This is a genomic window from Variovorax sp. GW823-FHT04F07 (genome assembly GCF_058795995.1).
Window position 1 is genome coordinate 854,873 of sequence record NZ_JBXAIG010000002.1, and the last position, 18,749, is coordinate 873,621.

The 18,749-nt window shown below is 69.0% G+C and carries 19 protein-coding genes; 6 read left to right on the forward strand and 13 right to left on the reverse strand.

Translation table 11 applies throughout. The features are described from left to right. Positions 1-11: 11 nt before the first annotated feature. The 13 genes from cheA to fliE form a co-directional block, all read right to left on the reverse strand. The gene (gene cheA / locus AC1RAA_RS13090) at positions 12-2,021 is read right to left on the reverse strand and encodes a chemotaxis protein CheA (RefSeq protein WP_492728864.1); all 2,010 of its coding nucleotides are present in this window, start codon (positions 2,019-2,021) and stop codon (positions 12-14) included. Positions 2,022-2,073: 52 nt separating this feature from the next. After that, complete coding sequence (gene motB / locus AC1RAA_RS13095) at positions 2,074-2,982, reverse strand: flagellar motor protein MotB (RefSeq protein ID WP_062469377.1); 909 nt, start codon at positions 2,980-2,982, stop codon at positions 2,074-2,076. Positions 2,983-2,995: 13 nt separating this feature from the next. Continuing rightward, complete coding sequence (gene motA / locus AC1RAA_RS13100; RefSeq protein WP_070061563.1) at positions 2,996-3,856, reverse strand: flagellar motor stator protein MotA; 861 nt, start codon at positions 3,854-3,856, stop codon at positions 2,996-2,998. 62 nt (positions 3,857-3,918) lie between these two features. Then, the gene (flhC, locus tag AC1RAA_RS13105; protein WP_070061562.1) at positions 3,919-4,509 is read right to left on the reverse strand and encodes a flagellar transcriptional regulator FlhC; all 591 of its coding nucleotides are present in this window, start codon (positions 4,507-4,509) and stop codon (positions 3,919-3,921) included. After that, entirely contained in the window at positions 4,506-4,868 is a 363-nt protein-coding gene (gene flhD / locus AC1RAA_RS13110; protein ID WP_370869944.1) for a flagellar transcriptional regulator FlhD, read from the reverse strand. Before flhD ends, flhC begins: the two co-directional genes overlap by 4 nt. Before the next feature lie 350 nt (positions 4,869-5,218). After that, complete coding sequence (locus AC1RAA_RS13115; protein ID WP_062469365.1) at positions 5,219-5,503, reverse strand: EscU/YscU/HrcU family type III secretion system export apparatus switch protein; 285 nt, start codon at positions 5,501-5,503, stop codon at positions 5,219-5,221. Beyond that, entirely contained in the window at positions 5,500-6,726 is a 1,227-nt protein-coding gene (gene fliK, locus AC1RAA_RS13120) for a flagellar hook-length control protein FliK (protein ID WP_492729826.1), read from the reverse strand. Before fliK ends, AC1RAA_RS13115 begins: the two co-directional genes overlap by 4 nt. A 31-nt stretch (positions 6,727-6,757) precedes the next feature. After that, positions 6,758-7,123, reverse strand: coding sequence for a flagellar protein FliT (locus AC1RAA_RS13125; RefSeq protein ID WP_223301366.1), 366 nt, complete (start codon positions 7,121-7,123; stop codon positions 6,758-6,760). Further along, the gene (gene fliS / locus AC1RAA_RS13130; protein WP_070061560.1) at positions 7,123-7,542 is read right to left on the reverse strand and encodes a flagellar export chaperone FliS; all 420 of its coding nucleotides are present in this window, start codon (positions 7,540-7,542) and stop codon (positions 7,123-7,125) included. Before fliS ends, AC1RAA_RS13125 begins: the two co-directional genes overlap by 1 nt. A gap of 14 nt (positions 7,543-7,556) precedes the next feature. Further along, positions 7,557-9,005, reverse strand: coding sequence for a flagellar filament capping protein FliD (gene fliD, locus AC1RAA_RS13135; RefSeq protein ID WP_492728862.1), 1,449 nt, complete (start codon positions 9,003-9,005; stop codon positions 7,557-7,559). Between the two features lie 54 nt (positions 9,006-9,059). Next, a complete protein-coding gene (locus AC1RAA_RS13140; protein WP_492728860.1) occupies positions 9,060-9,425 on the reverse strand; it encodes a flagellar protein FlaG in 366 nt (121 codons plus the stop codon). Positions 9,426-9,588: 163 nt separating this feature from the next. Beyond that, positions 9,589-11,244 carry a FliC/FljB family flagellin gene (locus tag AC1RAA_RS13145; protein ID WP_354343168.1) on the reverse strand — a complete coding sequence of 552 codons (1,656 nt, stop codon included), beginning with the start codon at positions 11,242-11,244 and terminating at the stop codon, positions 9,589-9,591. Between the two features lie 166 nt (positions 11,245-11,410). Continuing rightward, a complete protein-coding gene (gene fliE / locus AC1RAA_RS13150) occupies positions 11,411-11,728 on the reverse strand; it encodes a flagellar hook-basal body complex protein FliE (protein WP_159274393.1) in 318 nt (105 codons plus the stop codon). 280 nt (positions 11,729-12,008) lie between these two features. Between fliE and fliF the strand changes: the two genes are divergently transcribed. Genes fliF through AC1RAA_RS13180 form a run of 6 tightly spaced genes read left to right on the forward strand, consistent with a single transcriptional unit; the run spans position 12,009 to position 18,695 of the window. Further along, the gene (gene fliF / locus AC1RAA_RS13155; protein WP_492728857.1) at positions 12,009-13,709 is read left to right on the forward strand and encodes a flagellar basal-body MS-ring/collar protein FliF; all 1,701 of its coding nucleotides are present in this window, start codon (positions 12,009-12,011) and stop codon (positions 13,707-13,709) included. Further along, positions 13,702-14,703 (forward strand): flagellar motor switch protein FliG, encoded by a 1,002-nt coding sequence (fliG, locus tag AC1RAA_RS13160; protein ID WP_062469343.1) that lies wholly within the window; start codon positions 13,702-13,704, stop codon positions 14,701-14,703. The genes fliF and fliG overlap by 8 nt, the downstream gene beginning before the upstream one ends. Further along, positions 14,690-15,454 carry a flagellar assembly protein FliH gene (gene fliH, locus AC1RAA_RS13165; protein WP_492728855.1) on the forward strand — a complete coding sequence of 255 codons (765 nt, stop codon included), beginning with the start codon at positions 14,690-14,692 and terminating at the stop codon, positions 15,452-15,454. The genes fliG and fliH overlap by 14 nt, the downstream gene beginning before the upstream one ends. 4 nt (positions 15,455-15,458) lie before the next feature. Further along, on the forward strand, positions 15,459-16,886 hold the full coding sequence (fliI, locus tag AC1RAA_RS13170; protein ID WP_159274390.1) for a flagellar protein export ATPase FliI: 1,428 nt from the start codon (positions 15,459-15,461) through the stop codon (positions 16,884-16,886). Continuing rightward, entirely contained in the window at positions 16,883-17,341 is a 459-nt protein-coding gene (gene fliJ / locus AC1RAA_RS13175; protein WP_062469337.1) for a flagellar export protein FliJ, read from the forward strand. The genes fliI and fliJ overlap by 4 nt, the downstream gene beginning before the upstream one ends. A gap of 19 nt (positions 17,342-17,360) precedes the next feature. Then, entirely contained in the window at positions 17,361-18,695 is a 1,335-nt protein-coding gene (locus AC1RAA_RS13180) for a flagellar hook-length control protein FliK (protein ID WP_492728852.1), read from the forward strand. The last annotated feature ends 54 nt before the right edge of the window (positions 18,696-18,749 follow it).

Below are 18,749 nucleotides of genomic sequence, written 5' to 3' on the forward strand. Positions count from 1 at the left end.
TCGCGTCGGGCTCAGGAAGCCAACGCGTCGGTGCGGCGCGCGGCACCCGCAAGGGCCGCCGCGCTGGCGGCCTGCGCGCGCTGGATGCGCGGCATCGCGCCCACGTCGACGATGAAGGCCACGCTGCCGTCGCCCACGATGGTGGCGGCCGAGATGCCCGGCACCTTGCGGTAGTTGGTCTCCAGGTTCTTCACCACCACTTGGTGCTGGCCGAGCAGTTCGTCGACCAGCAGCGCGAAGCGGCTGTCGTCGGCCTGCACGATCACCAGGATGCCCTGCGTGGGCTGCGTCTGCGCGCCGGCCACGTCGAACACGCGGTGCAGCTCGATGAGCGGCAGGTACTCGCCGCGCACGCGGATCACGTGGCCGTCGGCGGTGATGGAGTGCAGGTGCTCGGGCAGCGGCTGCAGCGACTCGATGACGTAGCTCAGCGGCAGGATGTACGCCTCGCTGCCCACGCGCACCGACATGCCGTTGAGGATGGCCAGCGTGAGCGGCAGCACGATGCGCGTGGACGTGCCCTGGCCGCCGCGCGAATGAATCTCCACGTGGCCGCCCATCTCCTGGATGTTGCGCTTGACCACGTCCATGCCCACGCCGCGCCCCGAGATGTCGGTGACCTGCTCGGCCGTGGAAAAGCCGGGCGCGAAGATCAGCTGCCACACCTCCTCGTCGGGCATGGCGTCGTTCACCGGCAGGCCCTGCTGGCGCGCCTTGTCGAGGATGCGCTCGCGGTTCAGGCCCGCGCCGTCGTCGCTCACCTCGATCACGATGTTGCCGCCGTGGTGCTGCGCCGACAGCAGCAGCTGGCCGGTGGCGTCCTTGCCCTTGGCCAGGCGCACCTCGGGGGCCTCGATGCCGTGGTCCAGGCTGTTGCGCACCAGATGCGTGAGCGGATCGACGATGCGCTCGATGAGGCCCTTGTCGAGCTCGGTTTCCTTGCCGTAGGTGTCCAGGCGCACCTGCTTGCCGAGCTTGGCGCTCACGTCGCGGATCACGCGCGGGAAGCGGCTGAACACATAGTCCATCGGCATCATGCGGATCGACATCACCGATTCCTGCAGGTCGCGCGCGTTGCGCTCCAGGTGGCCCAGGCCGCTCAGGAAGCGCTCGTAGGCCACGGGGTCGAGCACGGTCGCGGCCTGCGTGAGCATCGACTGCGTGATGACGAGCTCGCCCACGAGGTTGATGAGCTGGTCGACCTTCTCGACGTCGACGCGGATGGAGCTGGACTCCTTGGCGCCGGCGGGCACGGGCGCGGCGGCGACCGGTGCTGGTGCGGCGGGTGGCTGCACAACCGGTGCTTCAACTGCGACCACAGGTTCGGCAACGTCGACCACTTCGCGCGTGATGTCTATCTGCGATTCGTCGATGACGAAGCAGCACACGGCCACGATATCGTCGGGGTCGCAGGTGGTCGCCAGCCGCACGGTCAACTGGTCGTTGCTGCGCGTGCGCGTCAGCACGGTGCCGAGGTTGGCCAGCTCGCCGGCGAGCAGCTCGCATTCGCTGTCGGACAGGCGCGCGAAGCGCACGACCAGCACGCCGTCGCTGCTGCCGCCGTCATCGGCCGGCGCAGCGGCTTGCACGACAGGCGCCGGTGCGGGCGCGGGTGCCGGCACGGGCGCGGCGGCGTTGTTCTCCATCGCCAGCTGCTGCAGCACGCCGCAGATGTGGGCGACCCTCTCGGCGTCCGGCTCCTTGCCGGCCTGGTAGGCGGTGAGTTGTTCTTGCAAGGCGTCCTTCGTTTCCAGAAAGGCATCGATCATCGGAGCGCTCAGGTGCAGCTGCCCGTGGCGGGCCCTGTCCAGCAGCGTTTCGAGCACGTGCGTGGTGTGGGTCAAGGCGGTGAAGCCGAACGTGGCCGCGCCGCCCTTGATGGAGTGCGCCGCGCGGAAGATGGCGTTGAGCTGCTCGCCGTCGGGCGCCTCGACGTCGAGGTCGAGCAAGAGCTGCTCCATCTCCGCCAGCAGCTCGATGGCTTCGACGAAGAAGGCCTGGGTGAATTGACTGAGGTCCATCTGTGGTGCTCCGGGGCCCGCGCGCTTGCGCGAAGCCGCTTCCTTGTTCTTGTTATCCCGCCGTGTGTCCTGCCGCGGTGCGCGCCTGCGCGGCCGGTGGCGGCAGGCCGATGCGCGTGGCGCCGGCGTCGTTGCTGTTCTCGCGCTCGATGCGCTCCTGCGTGCGGTGGTTCAGCAGGATGATGCTGATGCGGCGGTTGATGGGGTTGCGCGGGTCGGCGCGGTCCAGGTGCATGCTGTCGGCCAGGCCGATCACGCGCAGCACCTTGTCCTCGGTCATGCCGCCCGTGACCAGCTCGCGGCGCGAGGCGTTGGCGCGGTCGGCCGAGAGTTCCCAGTTGCCGTACGAACGGTCGTTGGTGTAGACGATGGCGTCGGTGTGGCCCGACAGCGTGAGCTTGTTGGGCAGGCCATTGAGCACGGGCGCCAGCTCGCGAAGAATGGCGCGCATGTGCGGCACCACGCGGGCGCTGGCCAGCTCGAACATCGGGCGGTTCTCGCTGTCCACGATCTGCAGGCGCAGGCCTTCGGTGGTGATGTCGATGAGGATCTGCGAGCGGAACTGCTGGAACACCGGGCTCTTCTCGATCAGCTCGTCGAGCTTCTTCTTCATCTCGGCCAGGCGGCTGGCGTCGGCCGCGTCCTCGCTGTCGGCCTCGGTGTGGCGCACCTCGCCCTCGGCGTGCATCACGTCGGCGCCGCCGCCGGGAATCATGCTGGTGCTCATGCTGCTCTTGTCGCCGCCGGCCAGCGCCACGCGCAGCGGCATCCGGAAGTGCTCGGCGATGCCTTCGCGCTGCTTGGGGCTGGAGATCGACAGCAGCCACATCACGAGGAAGAAGGCCATCATGGCCGTCATGAAGTCGGCGTAGGCGATCTTCCAGCCGCCGCCCGCATGGCCGCCGCCGTGCCCGCCGCCGTGGGCGCGCTTGATGATGATGCGGGGCTTCGCGTCGCTCATGGCCGTCGCAGGGTCAGCGTGCCTTGACTTCGCGCACGTGGTCGTCCAGCTCGGTGAACGAGGGGCGCTCGGTCGAGAACAGCACCTTGCGGCCGAACTCCACGGCCAGCTGCGGCGCGTAGCCATTCAGGCTGGCCAGCAGCGTGACCTTGGCGCACTGGTAGATCTTCATGCCCTCCTCGACCTTCTGCTCGATCAGCGAGGCCAGCGGCGACACGAAGCCGTAGGCCAGCAGCACGCCCAGGAAGGTGCCGACCATGGCGTGCGCAATGAGCGCACCCATTTCCGACGGCGGCAGGTGGGCCGAGCCCAGCGCATGCACCACGCCCATCACGGCCGCGACGATGCCCAGCGCGGGCAGTGCGTCGCCCACGCGCGAGAGGCTGTGGCCGGGCACCGCCGCCTCGTGGCGGATGGTGTCGATCTCGTGGTCCATGAGGGCCTCGATCTCGTGGGCGTCGGTGTTGCCGCTGATGACCAGGCGCAGGTAGTCGCACAGGAACACGGTGATGCCCTCGTGCGCCAGGATGGTCGGGTAGCGGCCGAAGATCTCGCTCTGCTCCGGCGCTTCGACGTCGGACTCGAGCTTCATCATGCCCTCCTTGCGGGCCTTGGCGAGCAGCTCGTACAGCAAGGCCAGCAGGTCCATGTAGAGCTGGCGGTTGTGCTTGGAAGAACGCAGCAGCAGCGGCAACTCCCGGATGGTCGCCTTGATGGTCTTGCCGTTGTTGCCCGCGATGAACGCGCCGAGCGCGGAGCCGCCGATCATGAGCAGCTCCACGGGCTGGAACAGCACGCCGAAATGCCCGCCCATGAGGCCGTAGCCGCCGAAGACGGCGCCGATCACCACCAGATATCCCACCAGTACCAGCACGCGCTTCCCCTATGCCCTGAGGCGTCCAAAACAAAAAACCCGCGCCGGGCGCCGGGGCACTTTCACGAGACGGCGCCGCCGATGTCGAGCACCGGGCCGCCGGCAATGAGGCCGCCGCGGCGCACCGGTTCGAGCTTGGGCTTGCGCGCCTTGCCCGCGCGCGAGGGCGGGCGGCACAGCACGCACACATAGCCGTGCTTGTGGTCGTGGGCATGCGCCACGAAGTGGCCGCCGCAGCGGCTGCACGGGCTCAGCTGCAGCATGTCGCTGTCGAAGAAACGCACCATGGTTTCGGCGCGCGTGAAGTCGAGCACGACCTCGCTGCCCTGCGACTCGACCTGCTCGGCGTACAGGCGGTAGGCCTTGATGAGCGCGGGCAGTTCGCCCTCGCCGGCCTCGTCGCGCATGAAGCGGTAGATGTTGTAGAACATCGACGAGTGGATGTTGGCCAGCCAGGTCATGTACCAGTCGGTGGAGAACGGCAGCAGGCCCTTGGGCGGCGAGACGCCCTTGAGTTCCTTGTACAGGCGGATCAGGCGTTCACGGCTGAGCGCGACCACGGCCTCCAGGAACTGCAGGCGCGCGCCCAGGCCGATGAGCTCGACCGCGAGCTGCACCTGCCGCACCTCGCCCAGGATGCTCTTGGCAGTCATGCGCTGGCCGAACCTGCTTTGCGCATCTGCGGCTGGGCCTGGGCCTGGCGCGCGCTCATCAGGATCGACATGTGGGCCTGCTGCAGCGCGGGCTCCTTGCCCTCGCCGACCACGGCGAACATCGGCCGGTCGTCCAGGCGGAAGCTGCACAGCAGGAAGTTGGACGCGGCCAGCTTCACGATCTGGCTGAGCGACATGTTCATGAGCAGATCGGCCAGTTCGCGCCCCACGCCGAGGCGGAACATGGCTTCCGCCCGGTCCCGCTTCACGAGCTTCTGCGCGAGCAGCATGTAGGCCAGATTGATCTCGCCGATTTCCTTCGAAATCACGCCGCCTGCGTTGACATTGCAATTTTCCACGTCTACTTCCATTTCCGATTCCATGTCGACTCCGCACGTCCATCCAACATGTATACATTATATACACACTTATTTACACTTCGAAGACAAAGTAGACCAAAAAGTAAAAGGGTTTTGACGCGGTTTCCGACGGAAGGCTTGATACCTCCCTCTGGGGAAGCGGTTTCAGTCCTGGCACCGGCGCGCGGTCATGGAGCGCAAGCAATTGTTACGAGCGTGCGTATTCCGGCAATTGGCAATCCCCTCTCCAATTGAATTTATAAAGACTATCGAACACCGACGAGCGTTAATCGGCGGCTTTATTCAGGGTCTTTCAATAGGTCAATGACTTTCCATAGAACAACCGCCGATCAAGGCGCCGCAGCCTCGGCGCCGCCTTCCAGCCGGTGAATCCAGGCCATCACTTCCGCGACCGCTTGGTACAGCTGCGGCGGGATCTGGCGGTCGAGGTCGATCTGCATCAACAGCTTCACGAGGTCGGCCGACGCATGCACATACAGCCCGTGCGCGCGCGCCTCGCGCAGGATCGATTCGGCGACCACGCCATAGCCCTTGGCGACGACGACGGGGGCCTTGCGCGTGTCCGCATGCGAGAGCACGACGGCGCTGTGGCGGTTGCGAAGGTCATCGGTCATGCCGGCGCCTTCTCCGTGACCTGCAGCTGCTGCAGCTGAAGACCGACCGCCTCGAAGCGTTGCGCGAGCCGGCCGGCGTCGCCGCGCAGGCGAGCCACGGTGGCGTGCTCGCGCGCCTGCAGCTGCGCCTGCACGGTCGGGCCGCTCAGGCTCAGGCGCAGGTCGACCTCGCCCAGGCGCGGCAGCACGAGCGACACGGTGGTCGACCAGCGGCGCGCGGCTTCTTCCTCGGCGGGTTCGCCTTCGCGTGCGCTTGGGTTGGCGGGCTCTTCCTCGATGGTCCACGCCATCGGCACCTCGGGCCAGGCGTGGCCGCTCCAGCGGAACGCGGCGCTGGCCAGCAGGTCGAGCTGCTGGTGCACGACGGTGACGGCTTGCGGATGGATCACTTCGGCGCTGCGCGGGGCCGGTGGGCTGGCGACGTCGGCCGCAGCGCGTGCGTGTTCTGCGATGCGGGGCGCAGGCATTTCCGGCGCGGGATCTGAAAGGCCGTAGGCCGCCTGCACGCGCGCCGCATCCGGTGCGGGCGCAGCGGTGGTTTCGCTGCGCGCAACCGAACGCGCTGCTTGCGCGAAGTCGGCTTCCGGCGCATCGACCTGCGGAGCCTGCGCCAGCGCATTCGGCGCGGGCGGCGTTGCAGCATCGACCGCAGCCAGCGCCGTCACCGCAGCCACCACGCCCTGCCCTGCCGCCGTCGTTGGTGTCATCGCCACCATCACCGGACTCGCCCAGCGCGCCTGCGGCTCCCGCGCCATCTGCGCGAGCGTGCGCGTGCCGGCCGCGAATTCGGCGAGGTGCGATTCGTAGAAGAGCCCACTGTCCGCCACCGTCTGCGCCAGCGTGCCCGCGAGTGCCGCGGTGTTCGTGCCCTGGCGCGCGACGGGCAGCAGCAACGGCGCCTCGCCCCGCACCGGCCCCGGCGCGGCCTGCAGGTCGGCCAGCACCGCGCCGATCACGCGCGCGGCCAGCGACAGGCGGGTATCGATCGAAGGCGGCGCGCCGCCAGCGGGCGGCGCAGCCACCTCGCCACCGGACGCGCCCGAAGGCACCAGCCGGTCCAACGCCGCGCGCGACGGCAGGCGCACGTCGTTCGCGGTCTTCGGCACGGCCACCGCCGCACCGGGCGCGCCCACCGTGGTCTCGGGCCGCAGGCCGAGCAGGTCGAGCGGCGGCGTCAGGCGCGCGGCCCTCAGTGCGTCGATCAGTCCGGTGAGTCCCAGCATGGCCACGGTGGTTTCGTCCTGTCGGTTCGCGTCAGTGCGCGAGGCCGTAGGCCTTGCCCAGGTTCTTCTGGTGGTTGAGCGAATCCATGCGGCGGATCAGGTCGTCGAGTTGCGGCTTGATGAGCCCCGACAGCTCGGCCTGCTCGGTGCAGATGCGCTCGAGCAGGCGCAGCACGAGGTCGCGCTGCGCGGGCTCCAGCGACGCCAGTGGCTGGATCGCCTTCAGGCGCTCGACCGACGCCGAGCACCGGGCCTCCAGCTCGGGCAACTGCCCCCATTCCTTGGCACGGGCCAGCGCCAGCATCGTCGAGATGCACGCAGCCAGCTGCTCGTAGCAATGGACGATCTCGCTGCGCACGGCCATCTGTTCCTGCCCCCAGGTCACGCTCTGCATCATCAGTTGGAAGGCCTGTCGTCGATCTCGCGCCAGGCGGAAGCCAGGTGGTCCAGCAGGCGGTCGGCCTCGTCCAGCGCCTGCACGTCGTTGCGCAGGTTGGCCAGCAGCAGGCGTTGCACCACGTAGTCGTACAGCGACGAGAGATTGCCGACGATGTCGCCGCCGGCCTCGCCGGCCGCCTCGGCATCGAGGCTGGCCTTCAGGCCGTTGTCGACGATGTTGATGGCCTTCGAAATCGCCTGCCCCTTGGCGCCGATGTCGCCGGCCGTCATGTGCAGGCGCGCCGCGCCGATGGCGGTCTTCGCGCCGTCGAACAGCATGTGGATCAGTTGCAGCGGCGACGCGCTCATGGCGCGCGTCTCCACGCCGACGCGCGCGTAGACGCCGGCACCGGTGCGGGAGTGGTGAGAGCTGTACATGTCGCTTCCTGTCCTCAGCCCTTGTTGGCGTTCATCGCGTCGAACTGCTGCGCGAGGTATTTCAGCGTGCCGTTCATCTTGTTCATCGCCACGTCCAACTGCACGAACTGCTTGCGATAGCGCTCCACCGTCGCGTCGGCGCGCTCCTTCATCGCGGTGTACTGGGTGTCCAGCTGCTTGAGCGAGCTCGTCACGCCGTCCGTGGCGACCTTGAGCGCGCCCTTGGTGCCGGTGAGGTCGTCGACCAGCGCCGTCAGCTGCTTGCCGTAGCCGGCGGTGCTGCCGGTGCCGCTGGAGAACAGCTTCGCGACGCCCTCCAGGTTGGTGTCGATGGCCTTGTCGAGCTTGTCGTTGTCGATCGCCAGCGTGCCGTCCTTCTGGAACGAGATGCCGATGGCCGTGAGCACCTTCAGGTCGTTCGGGCCGCCCACCTGCGGTGCGACCAGCGCCTGGCGGATGCGCGTCTGCAGGTTGCGCAAGGTCGAGTCGCCCACCAGCGGCGCGGCGGCCTTGGCGTCGGTGTCGAAGGCCGTGAGCGACTTCGCGGTGCTCTGCAGCGCGTTGTAGGCCTTCACGAAATCGGTGATGGCCGTCTTCACCGACGTCGTGTTGGCCTTCATCACCAGGTTGAGCTTGCCGGTCTGCACCAGCGTGAGCGTGGTGCCCTGGATGGCGTCGGTCACCGAGTTGCTCGTGCTGGTGACGGCGATGTTGTTAACGGTGAGCTTGGCGTTCTGCGCCGCGGCCGTCTGCTTCAGGTTCTGCGTGCCGGCGGGGTCGTTGCCCAGCAGGTTCTGCAGCGCGGCGTCGCCGTCCACCGAGATGCGCATGGCCGAGGCCTCGCCGGTCTGCGTGGAGGTGAGCACCAGCCGGTTGGGCGTGCCGCTGCCGTCGTTCACGATGGTGGCCGACACGCCGGCGTTGGCCGCGTTGATCGCATCGCGGATGCCGCCCAGCGTGTTGTTGGTCGCATCGATGGTGATCGGCTTGGCCGTGCGCGTCGCGTCCTTGTCGAAGGTGGCGCCGGTGTACTGGCCGGTCGCCGGGTCCAGCGTGCCGCCGGAGACCTTGCCGAAGTCGATGGTGATCTTGCCGCTGCCGATCGCGGTGGTGGTGCTGGCCTGGCCCTTCGCGATGACCGACTGCGCCTGCGCGAGCTGCGAGATGTCGATGGCATAGGTGCCGACCGAGCGCGGGTCGGTGCCGCTCGCCGCCAGGATGCCGCTCACGCTGGGCGTGCCGGTGATGGCCTGGAACAGCGCCGGGTCGCCCAGCTTCTTGGCAGCGGCCTGGATGCCGGTGAGCGCGCTTTGCAGCGTGCCGTAGGCCGAGAGCTTGCTGTTGTAGCTGGTCTGCTTGGCCTTCAGGGCCACCAGCGGCTGGTTCTCCGCGGTCTGCAGCTGGGTGAGCAATGCGCCCAGGTCAAGGTTGGCGCCAACGCCGATGCTGCTGATCGATGCCATGTCGGGGGTGTCCTGAAATGCGAATGAAATGAAGAGGTCCGGAGCGGGTCGTGATCAGGCTTGCTGGCTCACCAGAAGCCCGGCCTGCCGGTCCATGACCTTGGCGATGCGAACGACCTCTTCGGTCGGAATCTGGCGAATGACTTCGCCGTTGCTGCGGTCGACTACCTTGACGATGAGCTTGTCGGTGTCGCGGTCGACCTCGAACTGCAGGCTGATCGAGCGACTCTCGAGCGAGGCGTTGACGGACTTCACCGCCATCTCGATCTGCACCGGCGTCGCCTCCTCGACCTCGACCTCGGCCTTGCGCAGTGCGGTGGCCTCGGCGGCGGCCGCAGCGGCACCGCCGGTGCGGCCGGCAAGCAGTTGCTGCAGCCAGGGGCTTTCCACGGCGGAGGCGGCGGGTACGGGCTGGGACATGGTCTGCGTTCTTCTTCTGGAGTTCGTTGTCCTGTGCGGCCTCGCCACGAACGTGGCCGCACAGGACAACGCAGGCGGCTTCGGGTCGCCCCGAAGGCCTGCGAGCAAAAAAGCAAGACACCGGGCGCCGCCCTCGCGAGGGGCGCCCGGCGGTCTCAGCGAATCAACGCAGCAGCGACAGCACGCCTTGCGTGGTCTGGTTCGCCTGGGCCAGCACCGAGGTACCGGCCTGCTGCAGGATCTGCGCGCGCGTCATGTTCGACACTTCCACGGCGTAGTCCGAGTCTTCGATGCGCGAACGCGACGACGACAGGTTGGTGATGGTGGTGCCGAGGTTGGCGATCACCGAGTCGAAACGGTTCTGCACCGCACCCAGCGAGGAGCGCAGCTTGTCGACCTTCGACAGGGCGGCGTCCAGGGCCTTGAGCGGGTCGACCGTTGCGGTGGTGTTGCTGACCGTCTTGGTGGTCAGGGCGCCGGTCTTCGTTGCGTCTGCGTAGACGGTGTTGGCCTTGCTGTCGGTCACAACGCCGTTTTCGTGCATCGTGATCGTTTCCGACGTGGCAGCGGTCAATGCGCCGCTGATGTCGACGAATTGCGCGGCAGGCGCGGTCTTGCTCTTCACGTCGCCCGTGGTGACATCCACGGTGTAGGCGTCGGTGGTGCCGGCGCCGTCGATGTCGATCTCGTTGGCGGTTGCAAACGTGTTCACCAGCGCCTTGACCGTCGCAGCGGCCACGGGCTCGTTCTTGACGTCCATCGTGCCGGCGACAGCCGTGGCGGTGAACACCGTGCCGGTGCCGTTGATCTTGATCGTGTCGCCGACAGTGGTCATCTTGCCGGTCAGCGACGAGACGGTCGCAGCAACTGCCGTACCGCCGTTGTCGGTGGCCGTCAGGTTGCCGGTCGTGTCGACGAAGAGCGCGGAGCCGTCGGCCGCGGTGATGCCGCCGGAGCTGTCGATCTTGACGTCGGTGGCCTTGCCGCTGAGGGTGACGGTGGCAGACAGGCTCTGGCCTGCCGGCGCCTTCAGCGAGTCCGTCAGCGCGGCTCCGGCGCGGCCCGTTTCAGCCAGCGTGTAGCTCTTGGACGAAGCGCTGTACGTGTAGGTGGTGTTCGCGCCGATCTTGACCGTGCCGCCGTCTTGCATCTTGCCGAGCACGTCGTTGGCCGTGGCAGCCACGGTGTTCTTCGTGTAGGCGGTGTTGCCGTTGGTGGTGGCACCCTTGGCCCAGCCGGCGACCAGCAGGTCGGCTTCGGTGGCGGCCTTGTTGGTGGCGCCCTTGCCGTTCACGTTGAAGTTGTCCAGACCCAGGGTCTTGGCGCTGATTTCCTGCAGGTCGATGTCGATGGTTTCGCCATCGTTCGCACCCACTTGCACCGTCAGCTTGCCGGCGTTGGCCGACAGCACCTTCACGCCGTTGAACTGGGTCTGCTCCGAGACGCGGTTGATTTCGTCCAGGCGCTGGCCGATTTCCGACTGGATCGAGTCCAGGTCGGTGGCCGAGTTGGTGCCGGTGGCGGCTTGCACCGACAGGTCGCGGATGCGCTGCAGGTTGTTGTTGACTTCGGTCAGCGCACCTTCGGTGGTCTGCGCGATCGAGATGCCGTCGTTGGCGTTGCGCGAAGCTTGCGTCAGGCCCTTGATGTTGGCAGTGAAGCGGTTGGCGATGGCCTGGCCGGCGGCGTCGTCCTTGGCGCTGTTGATGCGCATGCCGGAAGACAGGCGCTCGATGGCCGTGTTCAGGGCCGATTGCGACTTGTTGAGGTTGTTCTGCGTGAGAAGAGAAAGGCTGTTCGTATTGATGACTTGCGCCATGTTCGACTCCTGATTGACAAAAGGTTGTGGACTCCGGCCATCGGCCGTAACGCTGGACCCGCTTCCACGGTGAGACTCAAGCCATCGTTGAAGGGGATATCGGCGGGTGTCCGCAAACCTTTAGGGTCGCAACGAAAAAAGTTCTACGTTGCCGACCCCTGCCTCGTCATGCCTGCATGCTCATGATTTCCTGGTAGGCCGTCACCAGCCGGTTGCGCACCTGCAGCCCGGTCTGGAACGCCACGTTGGCCTTCTGCAGGTCGACCATCACGTCGTTGAGCGCCACGCCGGGCTTGCCCAGCTCGAAGGATTCGGCCTGCGCATAGGCCTGCTGCTGCGCGCCGCTGATGTTGGCGAGCGAGCGCTGCAGCTCGGCCGCGAAGCCGCCCGCGCCGGCCGGCGCAGTCGTCGCGGGCCCCATGCCGCTGGCGAGCGCGGTGGCGCGCATCTGCTGCAGGACGGATTCGATGGCATTGATGGACATGGGGAAAAGTTCACTTCCAGCTGACTTGACACGGAGCGCGCGAGCGCTCCAACCGGCAGGCAGCGTATCAAGGGAAGACCCCCATTCAAACGCGCAACTGAGGGCAAAACCCCCGGCTGTTCGACCGATCGAATTCCCCATCGCCTGCTGACAATCGTTCGCGAAACCACAGGCCGCGCACGACGTCGCCGGCCACCGGCATGACATCCCAACACCGAATCCCCTCTCTCACTCCGGCGCCGGCCCTGCGCGGCGCAACGGCCCCGGCGAAGGCGCGCCGATGAGCACGGCCGCGCCCACGGGCGGCCTGGCGGCGGGCGCCAACGGCCTGCCCCCGATGCTGGAGCGCATGCGCGCGCAGCCCCGGTTGCCGCTGATCCTTGGCGCCGCGGCGCTGGCGACGGTGGCGGCCGCCTTCTTCCTGTGGAGCCGCGGCCCCGACTACAAGGTGCTCTACACCAACGTGTCGGACCGCGACGGCGGCGCGATCATCGCGTCGCTGCAGCAGATGAACGTGCCCTACAAGTTCGCCGAGGGCGGCGGCGCGATCCTGATCGCGGGCGACAAGGTCGCGGAAACGCGCCTGAAGCTCGCGGCGCAGGGCCTGCCCAAGGCCGGCGGCGTGGGCTTCGAACTGATGGACAACCAGAAGTTCGGCACCAGCCAGTTCGCCGAGCAGGTCAACTACCAGCGCGGGCTCGAAGGCGAGCTGGCGCGCTCCATCGAATCGATCGGCAGCATCGAGGCCGCGCGCGTGCACCTGGCGCTGCCCAAACCGTCGCTGTTCGTGCGCGACCAGAAGAAGCCTTCGGCCTCGGTGGTGCTCACGCTGATGCGCGGGCGCAGCATCGACGAAGGCCAGGTGAGCGCCATCGTGCACATGGTGTCCGCCAGCGTGCCCGACCTGGACGCCAAGAGCGTCACGGTGGTCGACCAGCGCGGCAACCTGCTGTCGTCGGCGCGCGGCACCAGCCAGGGGCTGGACGTGAGCCAGCTCAAGTACGCACAGGAGATCGAGCAGGGCTACGTGCGCCGCATCGAAGCCATTCTTCAGCCGCTGGTGGGCGCGAGCAACGTGCGCGCGCAGGTCGCGGCCGAGATCGACTTCTCGGTGGTGGAGCACACCGACGAGAAGTACCGACCCAACCAGGACCCGGCGCAGGCCGCGATCCGCAGCCAGCAGTCCAGCGAATCGGCGCAGCACAACGGCGCACCGCCCGGTGGCGTGCCGGGTGCGCTGTCGAACCAGCCGCCGGTGAACCCGACGGCGCCGATCACCGCGCCCAAGCCGCCGAACGCACCGGGCACACCGAACACGCCGAACGCATCACCCGCCGCGGCACCGGCCGGTCCGAGCAACACGCGCAAGGACGTCACGACCAACTACGAGCTCGACCGCACCATCCGCCACGTGCAGCAGGCCGCCGGCGGCGTGAAGCGCCTGTCGGTCGCCGTGGTGGTGAACCACCGCGACACGGTCGATGCCGCCGGCAAGACCAGCGCCCGCGCGCTCGCACCGGCCGAGCTGGAGCAGATCCGCAACCTCGCCAAGGAAGCGATGGGCTTCAGCCAGGAGCGCGGCGACTCGCTCAACGTGGTCAACAGCGCCTTCGCCCGCGACGGTGACAGCGAGGCCGGCCCCGCGCCCGACGTGCCGTTCTGGCGCGACCGCGACACCCTCGCGTTCGGCAAGACGCTGGTCCCCTACCTGCTCATCGGCCTGCTCGCGCTGTTCGCCTGGTTCGCCGTGGGGCGTCCGCTGATGCGCCGGCACCTGGCCGCGCCGCCGCCCGCACCGCCCGTGGCCGATGCGAGCGCCGTGGCCCCCACCGGCACGGCCCCGGCCGAGCCCGAAGAAACCCTGCAGCAGCGCGAGTCCGCACGCCAGAAGGCCGACATGGACTACGCCCAGCAGACCGCCGACAAGGACCCCAAGCTCGTGGCCGCCCTGATCCAGCACTGGATGCACTCCGATGACTAGCAGCGAAGCAGGCACCCGCAAGAGCGCCATCCTGCTCATGGCGCTGGGCGAAGACCGCGCCGCCGCCGCGCTGCACCTGCTGCCCACCTCCGAGGTGCAGGCGCTGGGCCTGGCCATGTCCAAGCTGAGCGCGGTCTCGCGCGACGAGCTGGCCTCGGTGCTGGCCGAGTTCCGCCAGGAGACCGAGCAGCTGTCGGCGCTGCACTTGGGCTCCACCAGCTACATCCGTGCGGTGCTCAAGAAGGCGCTGGGCGACGACCGCGCGAGCAACCTGCTGGAAGACATCCTGCAGCCCGACGAGCCGCACGGCGGCATCGAGCGCCTGAACGAACTCGAGGCCGGCGAGGTGGCCGAGCTCATCCGCGACGAGCACCCGCAGATCCTTGCGACGCTCCTGGTGCACCTGGACCGCATGAAGGCCTCGGAGGTGCTCGAGAAGCTGCCCGCGCGCCTGCGCCACGACGTGATCATGCGCGTGGCCACCTTCGGCGGCGTGCAGCCGTCGGCGCTGAACGAGCTCACCGAGGTGCTGACCGAAATGCTCGCGGGCCAAGGCCTGCGCCGCAGCCGCCTGGGCGGCGTGCGCACCGCGGCCGAGATCGTCAACCTGATGAGCACCACGGTGGAAGAAGAAGCCATCGCCCATGTGCGCGAGCAGGACGAGGCGCTGGCCCAGCGCATCGTCGACGAGATGTTCGTGTTCGAGAACCTGCTGGGCCTGGAAGACCGCAGCATCCAGCGCCTGCTCAAGGACATCGAGAGCGACTCGCTCATCATCGCGCTCAAGGGCGCACCGCTGGAGCTGCGCGACAAGTTCCTCAGCAACATGTCGCAGCGCGCCGCGGAAACACTGCGCGAGGACATGGAGCTGCGCGGCCCCGTGCGCGTGTCGCAGGTCGAGACCGAACAGAAGGCCATCCTGCAAGTCGCCCGCCGCCTGGCGGACGCCGGCGAGATCGTGATCGCGGCGCCTGGCACCGATGACTTCGTCTAACCCCGGCGCCTTCGGCGGCTCGCGCGAGCGCCTCGCCGCCATCCACGCGGCCGCGCGCCAGGCCGGCGCCGGCACGCCCGCGCTGTCGGCCTGGGAGCGCTGGGAGATGGGCACGCTCGATGGCAAGGCGCCGTCGGGCGCGGCCCTCTCGCGTCAAACCGTGCAGCGCCCTTCCCCGCCTCCTGCACCTCCCGCGCCCAAGGTCGACCTCGCCGAGCTGGCCCGCATCCGCAAGGAAGCGCGCGCCGCGGGCGAAACCGAGGGCCGCGCCGCCGGGCTGGCCGAAGGCCGCCAGGTCGGCCACACCGAAGGCCTGGCCACCGGCCTCGCCGCCGCCAGCGTGCATGCCGAACGCCTGCGTGCGCTGGCCCGCTCGCTGCCCGAGGCGCTGCGCGGCGCCGAGGCCGAACTGGCCGAGACCGTGCTCGCGCTCGCGCTCGACGTGGCGCGCCAGGTGGTGCACCGCACCTACCAGGCCGAGCCCGAATGGGTGCTGCCGCTGGTGCGCGACCTGCTGCACGCTGAACCCGCGCTGCGCGGCGAACCGCGCCTGCTGCTGCACCCCGACGACATCGCGCTGGTGAAGAACAGCCTGGGCAACGAGATCGAGGCGGCCGGCTGGCAGCTGCGCGCCGACGACAGCCTGGCGCGCGGCGGCTGCCGCGTGCAGTCGGCCACGGGCGAGCTGGACGCCAGCCTGGCCACGCGCTGGGAGCGCGTGGGTGCGGCGCTGCGTGGCGACGCTTCCTGAGCCGATGCAGACGACGGCCACCAACCCTCATCTGAACAGCGTGCGCGCCGTGCTGGAACAGGCGCGCGCCGACGTCGCCCGCAGCACGACCACCACCGCCTCGGGCCGCCTCACGCGCGCCGTCGGCCTCGTGCTCGAAGCCGTGGGCCTGCAGCTGCCCGTGGGCAGCGACTGCCTCATCGAACTGCCGCCCGGCCATCCGCAGCGCCATGCAGAGGCCGAAGTGGTGGGCTTCGCGGGCGACCGCCTCTTCCTCATGTCACAGACCGAAGTGGCGGGCCTGTTGCCCGGCGCGCGCGTGTTCGCACGGCCCGGCCTGCGCGAGCCCGGTGCGACCGGCGACGCACACACCAAGCGCCTGCCCGTGGGCGAAGGCATGCTCGGCCGCGTGGTCGATGCGGCCGGCCGGCCGCTCGACGGCCTGGGCCCGCTCGACGTGGCGCGCCAGGTGCCGCTGGCGGCGCCGCCGATCAACCCGCTGTCGCGCGCGGCCATCGACTCGGTGCTCGACGTGGGCGTGCGCGCCATCAACGCGATGCTCACCGTCGGCCGCGGCCAGCGCATGGGTCTGTTTGCCGGCTCGGGCGTGGGCAAGAGCGTGCTGCTGGGCATGATGGCGCGCTACACCAGCGCCGAGGTGATCGTGGTCGGCCTCATCGGCGAACGCGGTCGCGAGGTGAAGGACTTCATCGAGAACACGCTGGGCGAGGAAGGCCTGGCCCGCGCCGTGGTGGTGGCCGCGCCGGCCGACAACTCGCCGCTGCTGCGCCTGCAGGGCGCGGCCTACGCCACCTGCCTGGCCGAGTACTTTCGCGACCAGGGCAAGGACGTGCTGCTCATCATGGATTCGCTCACGCGCTATGCGATGGCGCAGCGAGAGATTGCGCTCGCCGTGGGCGAGCCGCCCGCCACCAAGGGCTACCCGCCTTCGGTGTTCGCGCGGCTGCCTGCGCTGGTCGAACGTGCCGGCAACGGCGCGCGCGACGCGCAGGGGCGCGGCGGCTCGATCACGGCCTTCTACACCGTGCTCTCGGAAGGCGACGACCAGCAGGACCCGATCGCTGATTCGGCGCGCGCGATCCTGGACGGCCACGTCGTGCTCTCGCGCACGCTGGCCGAGGCCGGGCACTACCCGGCCATCGACATCGAGGCCTCGATCAGCCGCGCGATGACGTCGCTGATCGCGCCCGCGCAGTTCGACACCGTGCGCCGCTTCAAGCAGATGCTGTCGCGCTACCAGCGCAACCGCGACCTGATCAGCGTCGGCGCCTACGCGCCGGGGCACGACCTGCAGCTGGACCAGGCGATCGCGATGTACCCGCGCATCGAGGCCTTCCTGCAGCAGTCGATGCACGAGCGCACCGGCTACGAGGAGGCCATCGCCCACATGGACAGCCTGTTCACGAACACACCCTCCCCGGGACGCCCATGAGCAGCAGCAAGCTCCCCCTCGGCATGCTCATCGACCTGGCGCAGAGCCAGACCGACGACGCCGCGCGCCGCCTGGGCGCCTTGCAGAGCGCGCACCTGAGCGCGCAGCAGAAGCTCGAGCTGCTGCTGCAGTACCGCCAGGACTACCACGCGCAGCTCGACACGCTGATGCGCGGCGGCCTGCCGTCGTCGCAGTGGCGCAACTACCGCAACTTCCTCGGCACGCTCGACCACGCGATTGCGCAGCAGCGCGCCATCGCCGAGCGAGCCGGACACCAGCTCGACCGGGGCCGCACCGACTGGCAGCGCGAGAAGCGCCGCCTCAGCTCCTTCGACACGCTGGCCGATCGCGTGCGTGCGCAGGAGCTGATGGCGCAGGCCAAGCGCGAACAGCGCGACAGCGACGAACGCGCCGCCCGGCAGTTCTTCGACCGCGCCTCGCACCCCACCCACTGAATCTCCTCCAGGAACCGACATGCCTCCCATGATCCCGCCGTCCGTCACGCCTGCCGCCACCTCGCCGGTCGCGCAGGGCGGCGCACGTGGCCGCAGCAACGCCGACGAGGCGCAGGGCCGTGCGTTCGGTGCCGCGCTCGAACGTTCGCGTGCGAGTCAGGCCGAGAAGGCGTCGGATGCCGACACCGTGGTCGCTGACGCCAAGCCGCTGCGCAAGACGGAACTCGCTGAAGAGATGCGGGATGCGCAGCCTGCGGAACCGGACCTCGCTTTTCTTGCGGCAGCCGTCACGCCGCAACAGGCATTGGTGCTTGCGGGAGGTGCGACCACACAGGGCAGCGGGGCGCCAGAAACTTCGCTGGCGCCGGTCACGCCTGACGCACAAGCCGGCCTGCCTGCTAGCACGGTCCGCCTGAGCAGCGAAGCCGCCGCCACGCCCGCGCCCGCCATCGCCACCGAAGACGCTTCCGCTCCCACTGCAACCGCCGCCGCACAAAGCGCAGCGCCTGAAGCCGACAACGCCACACCGCCTTCGCTGTACGAGATCGTGCGCGCCGCCGTGGCCGCGCAGCCGATGGCTGTCGATGGCAAGAAGCCGGTGGCCGCACCTGCCGGCCCACCCGTCGGCACCGCCGCACCGGGCCGCGCGGGCGCACCGCGCACCGTGAGCGCCACCACCACCGAACAACTCGCAGCCGCTGCGCAAGCCCAGCCCGCTGGCGATGCGAAGCCTGCGACGACAGAAGCAGTGCCCGTCGCAGCAGTGTCGACCGGCACCTCTGGCGACGACGCAGCGGCGCCGTCCACCGCGCCGTTCGCGCTGCAACAACCCGCGACCGTCTCCACTGAGCGCACAACCGAAAGCCCCGTCGCACGCCCCGCCGTGCACACGCTCGCCCCCGAAGTCGGCAGCGAGAAATGGGCGCCCGCACTCGGCCAGCAGCTCGCGCGCATGAGCCTCGGCGGCACGCACACGGCCGAGCTGAACCTCAACCCCGCCGGCCTCGGCCCGCTGAAGGTCACGCTGTCGGTCGGCGAGCACCAGGCGCAGGCCGCGTTCGTGTCGGCGCACGAGAGCGTGCGCAAGGCCGTCGAGGCCGCGCTGCCGCAACTTCGCACCAGCCTGTCGGAGCAGGGCATCACGCTGGGCCAGACCTCCGTCGGCGCGGACACGCGCGCGCCCTTCGGGCAGGACGCGGCGTTTGCGCAGCAACAGCAGCAACAACACCAGCGACAGGGCGCGTGGCGACCGCAGGGCACTTCCGCTGCCACCGACATCGCCCCCTCGACAACGGCAGCACCCCGCCTCGTTGCAACCCCACGCACGGGCCCGGGCGTCGACACCTTCGCCTGAAACCGCCCCCTCCGCCTCCCGCAATGAACGGATGTGAAGCGCCTTTGTGCGCTT

Excerpts from the sequence above, each read along its gene's own strand:
- fliH (WP_492728855.1), top strand. The coding sequence starts at position 14,690 with ATGACTTCGTCTAACCCCGGCGCCTTCGGCGGCTCGCGCGAGCGCCTC.
- motB (WP_062469377.1), bottom strand. The coding sequence starts at position 2,982 with ATGAGCGACGCGAAGCCCCGCATCATCATCAAGCGCGCCCACGGCGGC.
- fliG (WP_062469343.1), top strand. The coding sequence starts at position 13,702 with ATGACTAGCAGCGAAGCAGGCACCCGCAAGAGCGCCATCCTGCTCATG.
- fliK (WP_492729826.1), bottom strand. The coding sequence starts at position 6,726 with ATGCTGGGACTCACCGGACTGATCGACGCACTGAGGGCCGCGCGCCTG.
- fliD (WP_492728862.1), bottom strand. The coding sequence starts at position 9,005 with ATGGCATCGATCAGCAGCATCGGCGTTGGCGCCAACCTTGACCTGGGC.
- cheA (WP_492728864.1), bottom strand. The coding sequence starts at position 2,021 with ATGGACCTCAGTCAATTCACCCAGGCCTTCTTCGTCGAAGCCATCGAG.
- fliF (WP_492728857.1), top strand. The coding sequence starts at position 12,009 with ATGAGCACGGCCGCGCCCACGGGCGGCCTGGCGGCGGGCGCCAACGGC.
- flhC (WP_070061562.1), bottom strand. The coding sequence starts at position 4,509 with ATGACTGCCAAGAGCATCCTGGGCGAGGTGCGGCAGGTGCAGCTCGCG.
- AC1RAA_RS13115 (WP_062469365.1), bottom strand. The coding sequence starts at position 5,503 with ATGACCGATGACCTTCGCAACCGCCACAGCGCCGTCGTGCTCTCGCAT.
- AC1RAA_RS13140 (WP_492728860.1), bottom strand. The coding sequence starts at position 9,425 with ATGTCCCAGCCCGTACCCGCCGCCTCCGCCGTGGAAAGCCCCTGGCTG.
- fliE (WP_159274393.1), bottom strand. The coding sequence starts at position 11,728 with ATGTCCATCAATGCCATCGAATCCGTCCTGCAGCAGATGCGCGCCACC.
- AC1RAA_RS13125 (WP_223301366.1), bottom strand. The coding sequence starts at position 7,123 with ATGATGCAGAGCGTGACCTGGGGGCAGGAACAGATGGCCGTGCGCAGC.
- AC1RAA_RS13180 (WP_492728852.1), top strand. The coding sequence starts at position 17,361 with ATGCCTCCCATGATCCCGCCGTCCGTCACGCCTGCCGCCACCTCGCCG.
- fliS (WP_070061560.1), bottom strand. The coding sequence starts at position 7,542 with ATGTACAGCTCTCACCACTCCCGCACCGGTGCCGGCGTCTACGCGCGC.
- AC1RAA_RS13145 (WP_354343168.1), bottom strand. The coding sequence starts at position 11,244 with ATGGCGCAAGTCATCAATACGAACAGCCTTTCTCTTCTCACGCAGAAC.
- fliI (WP_159274390.1), top strand. The coding sequence starts at position 15,459 with ATGCAGACGACGGCCACCAACCCTCATCTGAACAGCGTGCGCGCCGTG.
- fliJ (WP_062469337.1), top strand. The coding sequence starts at position 16,883 with ATGAGCAGCAGCAAGCTCCCCCTCGGCATGCTCATCGACCTGGCGCAG.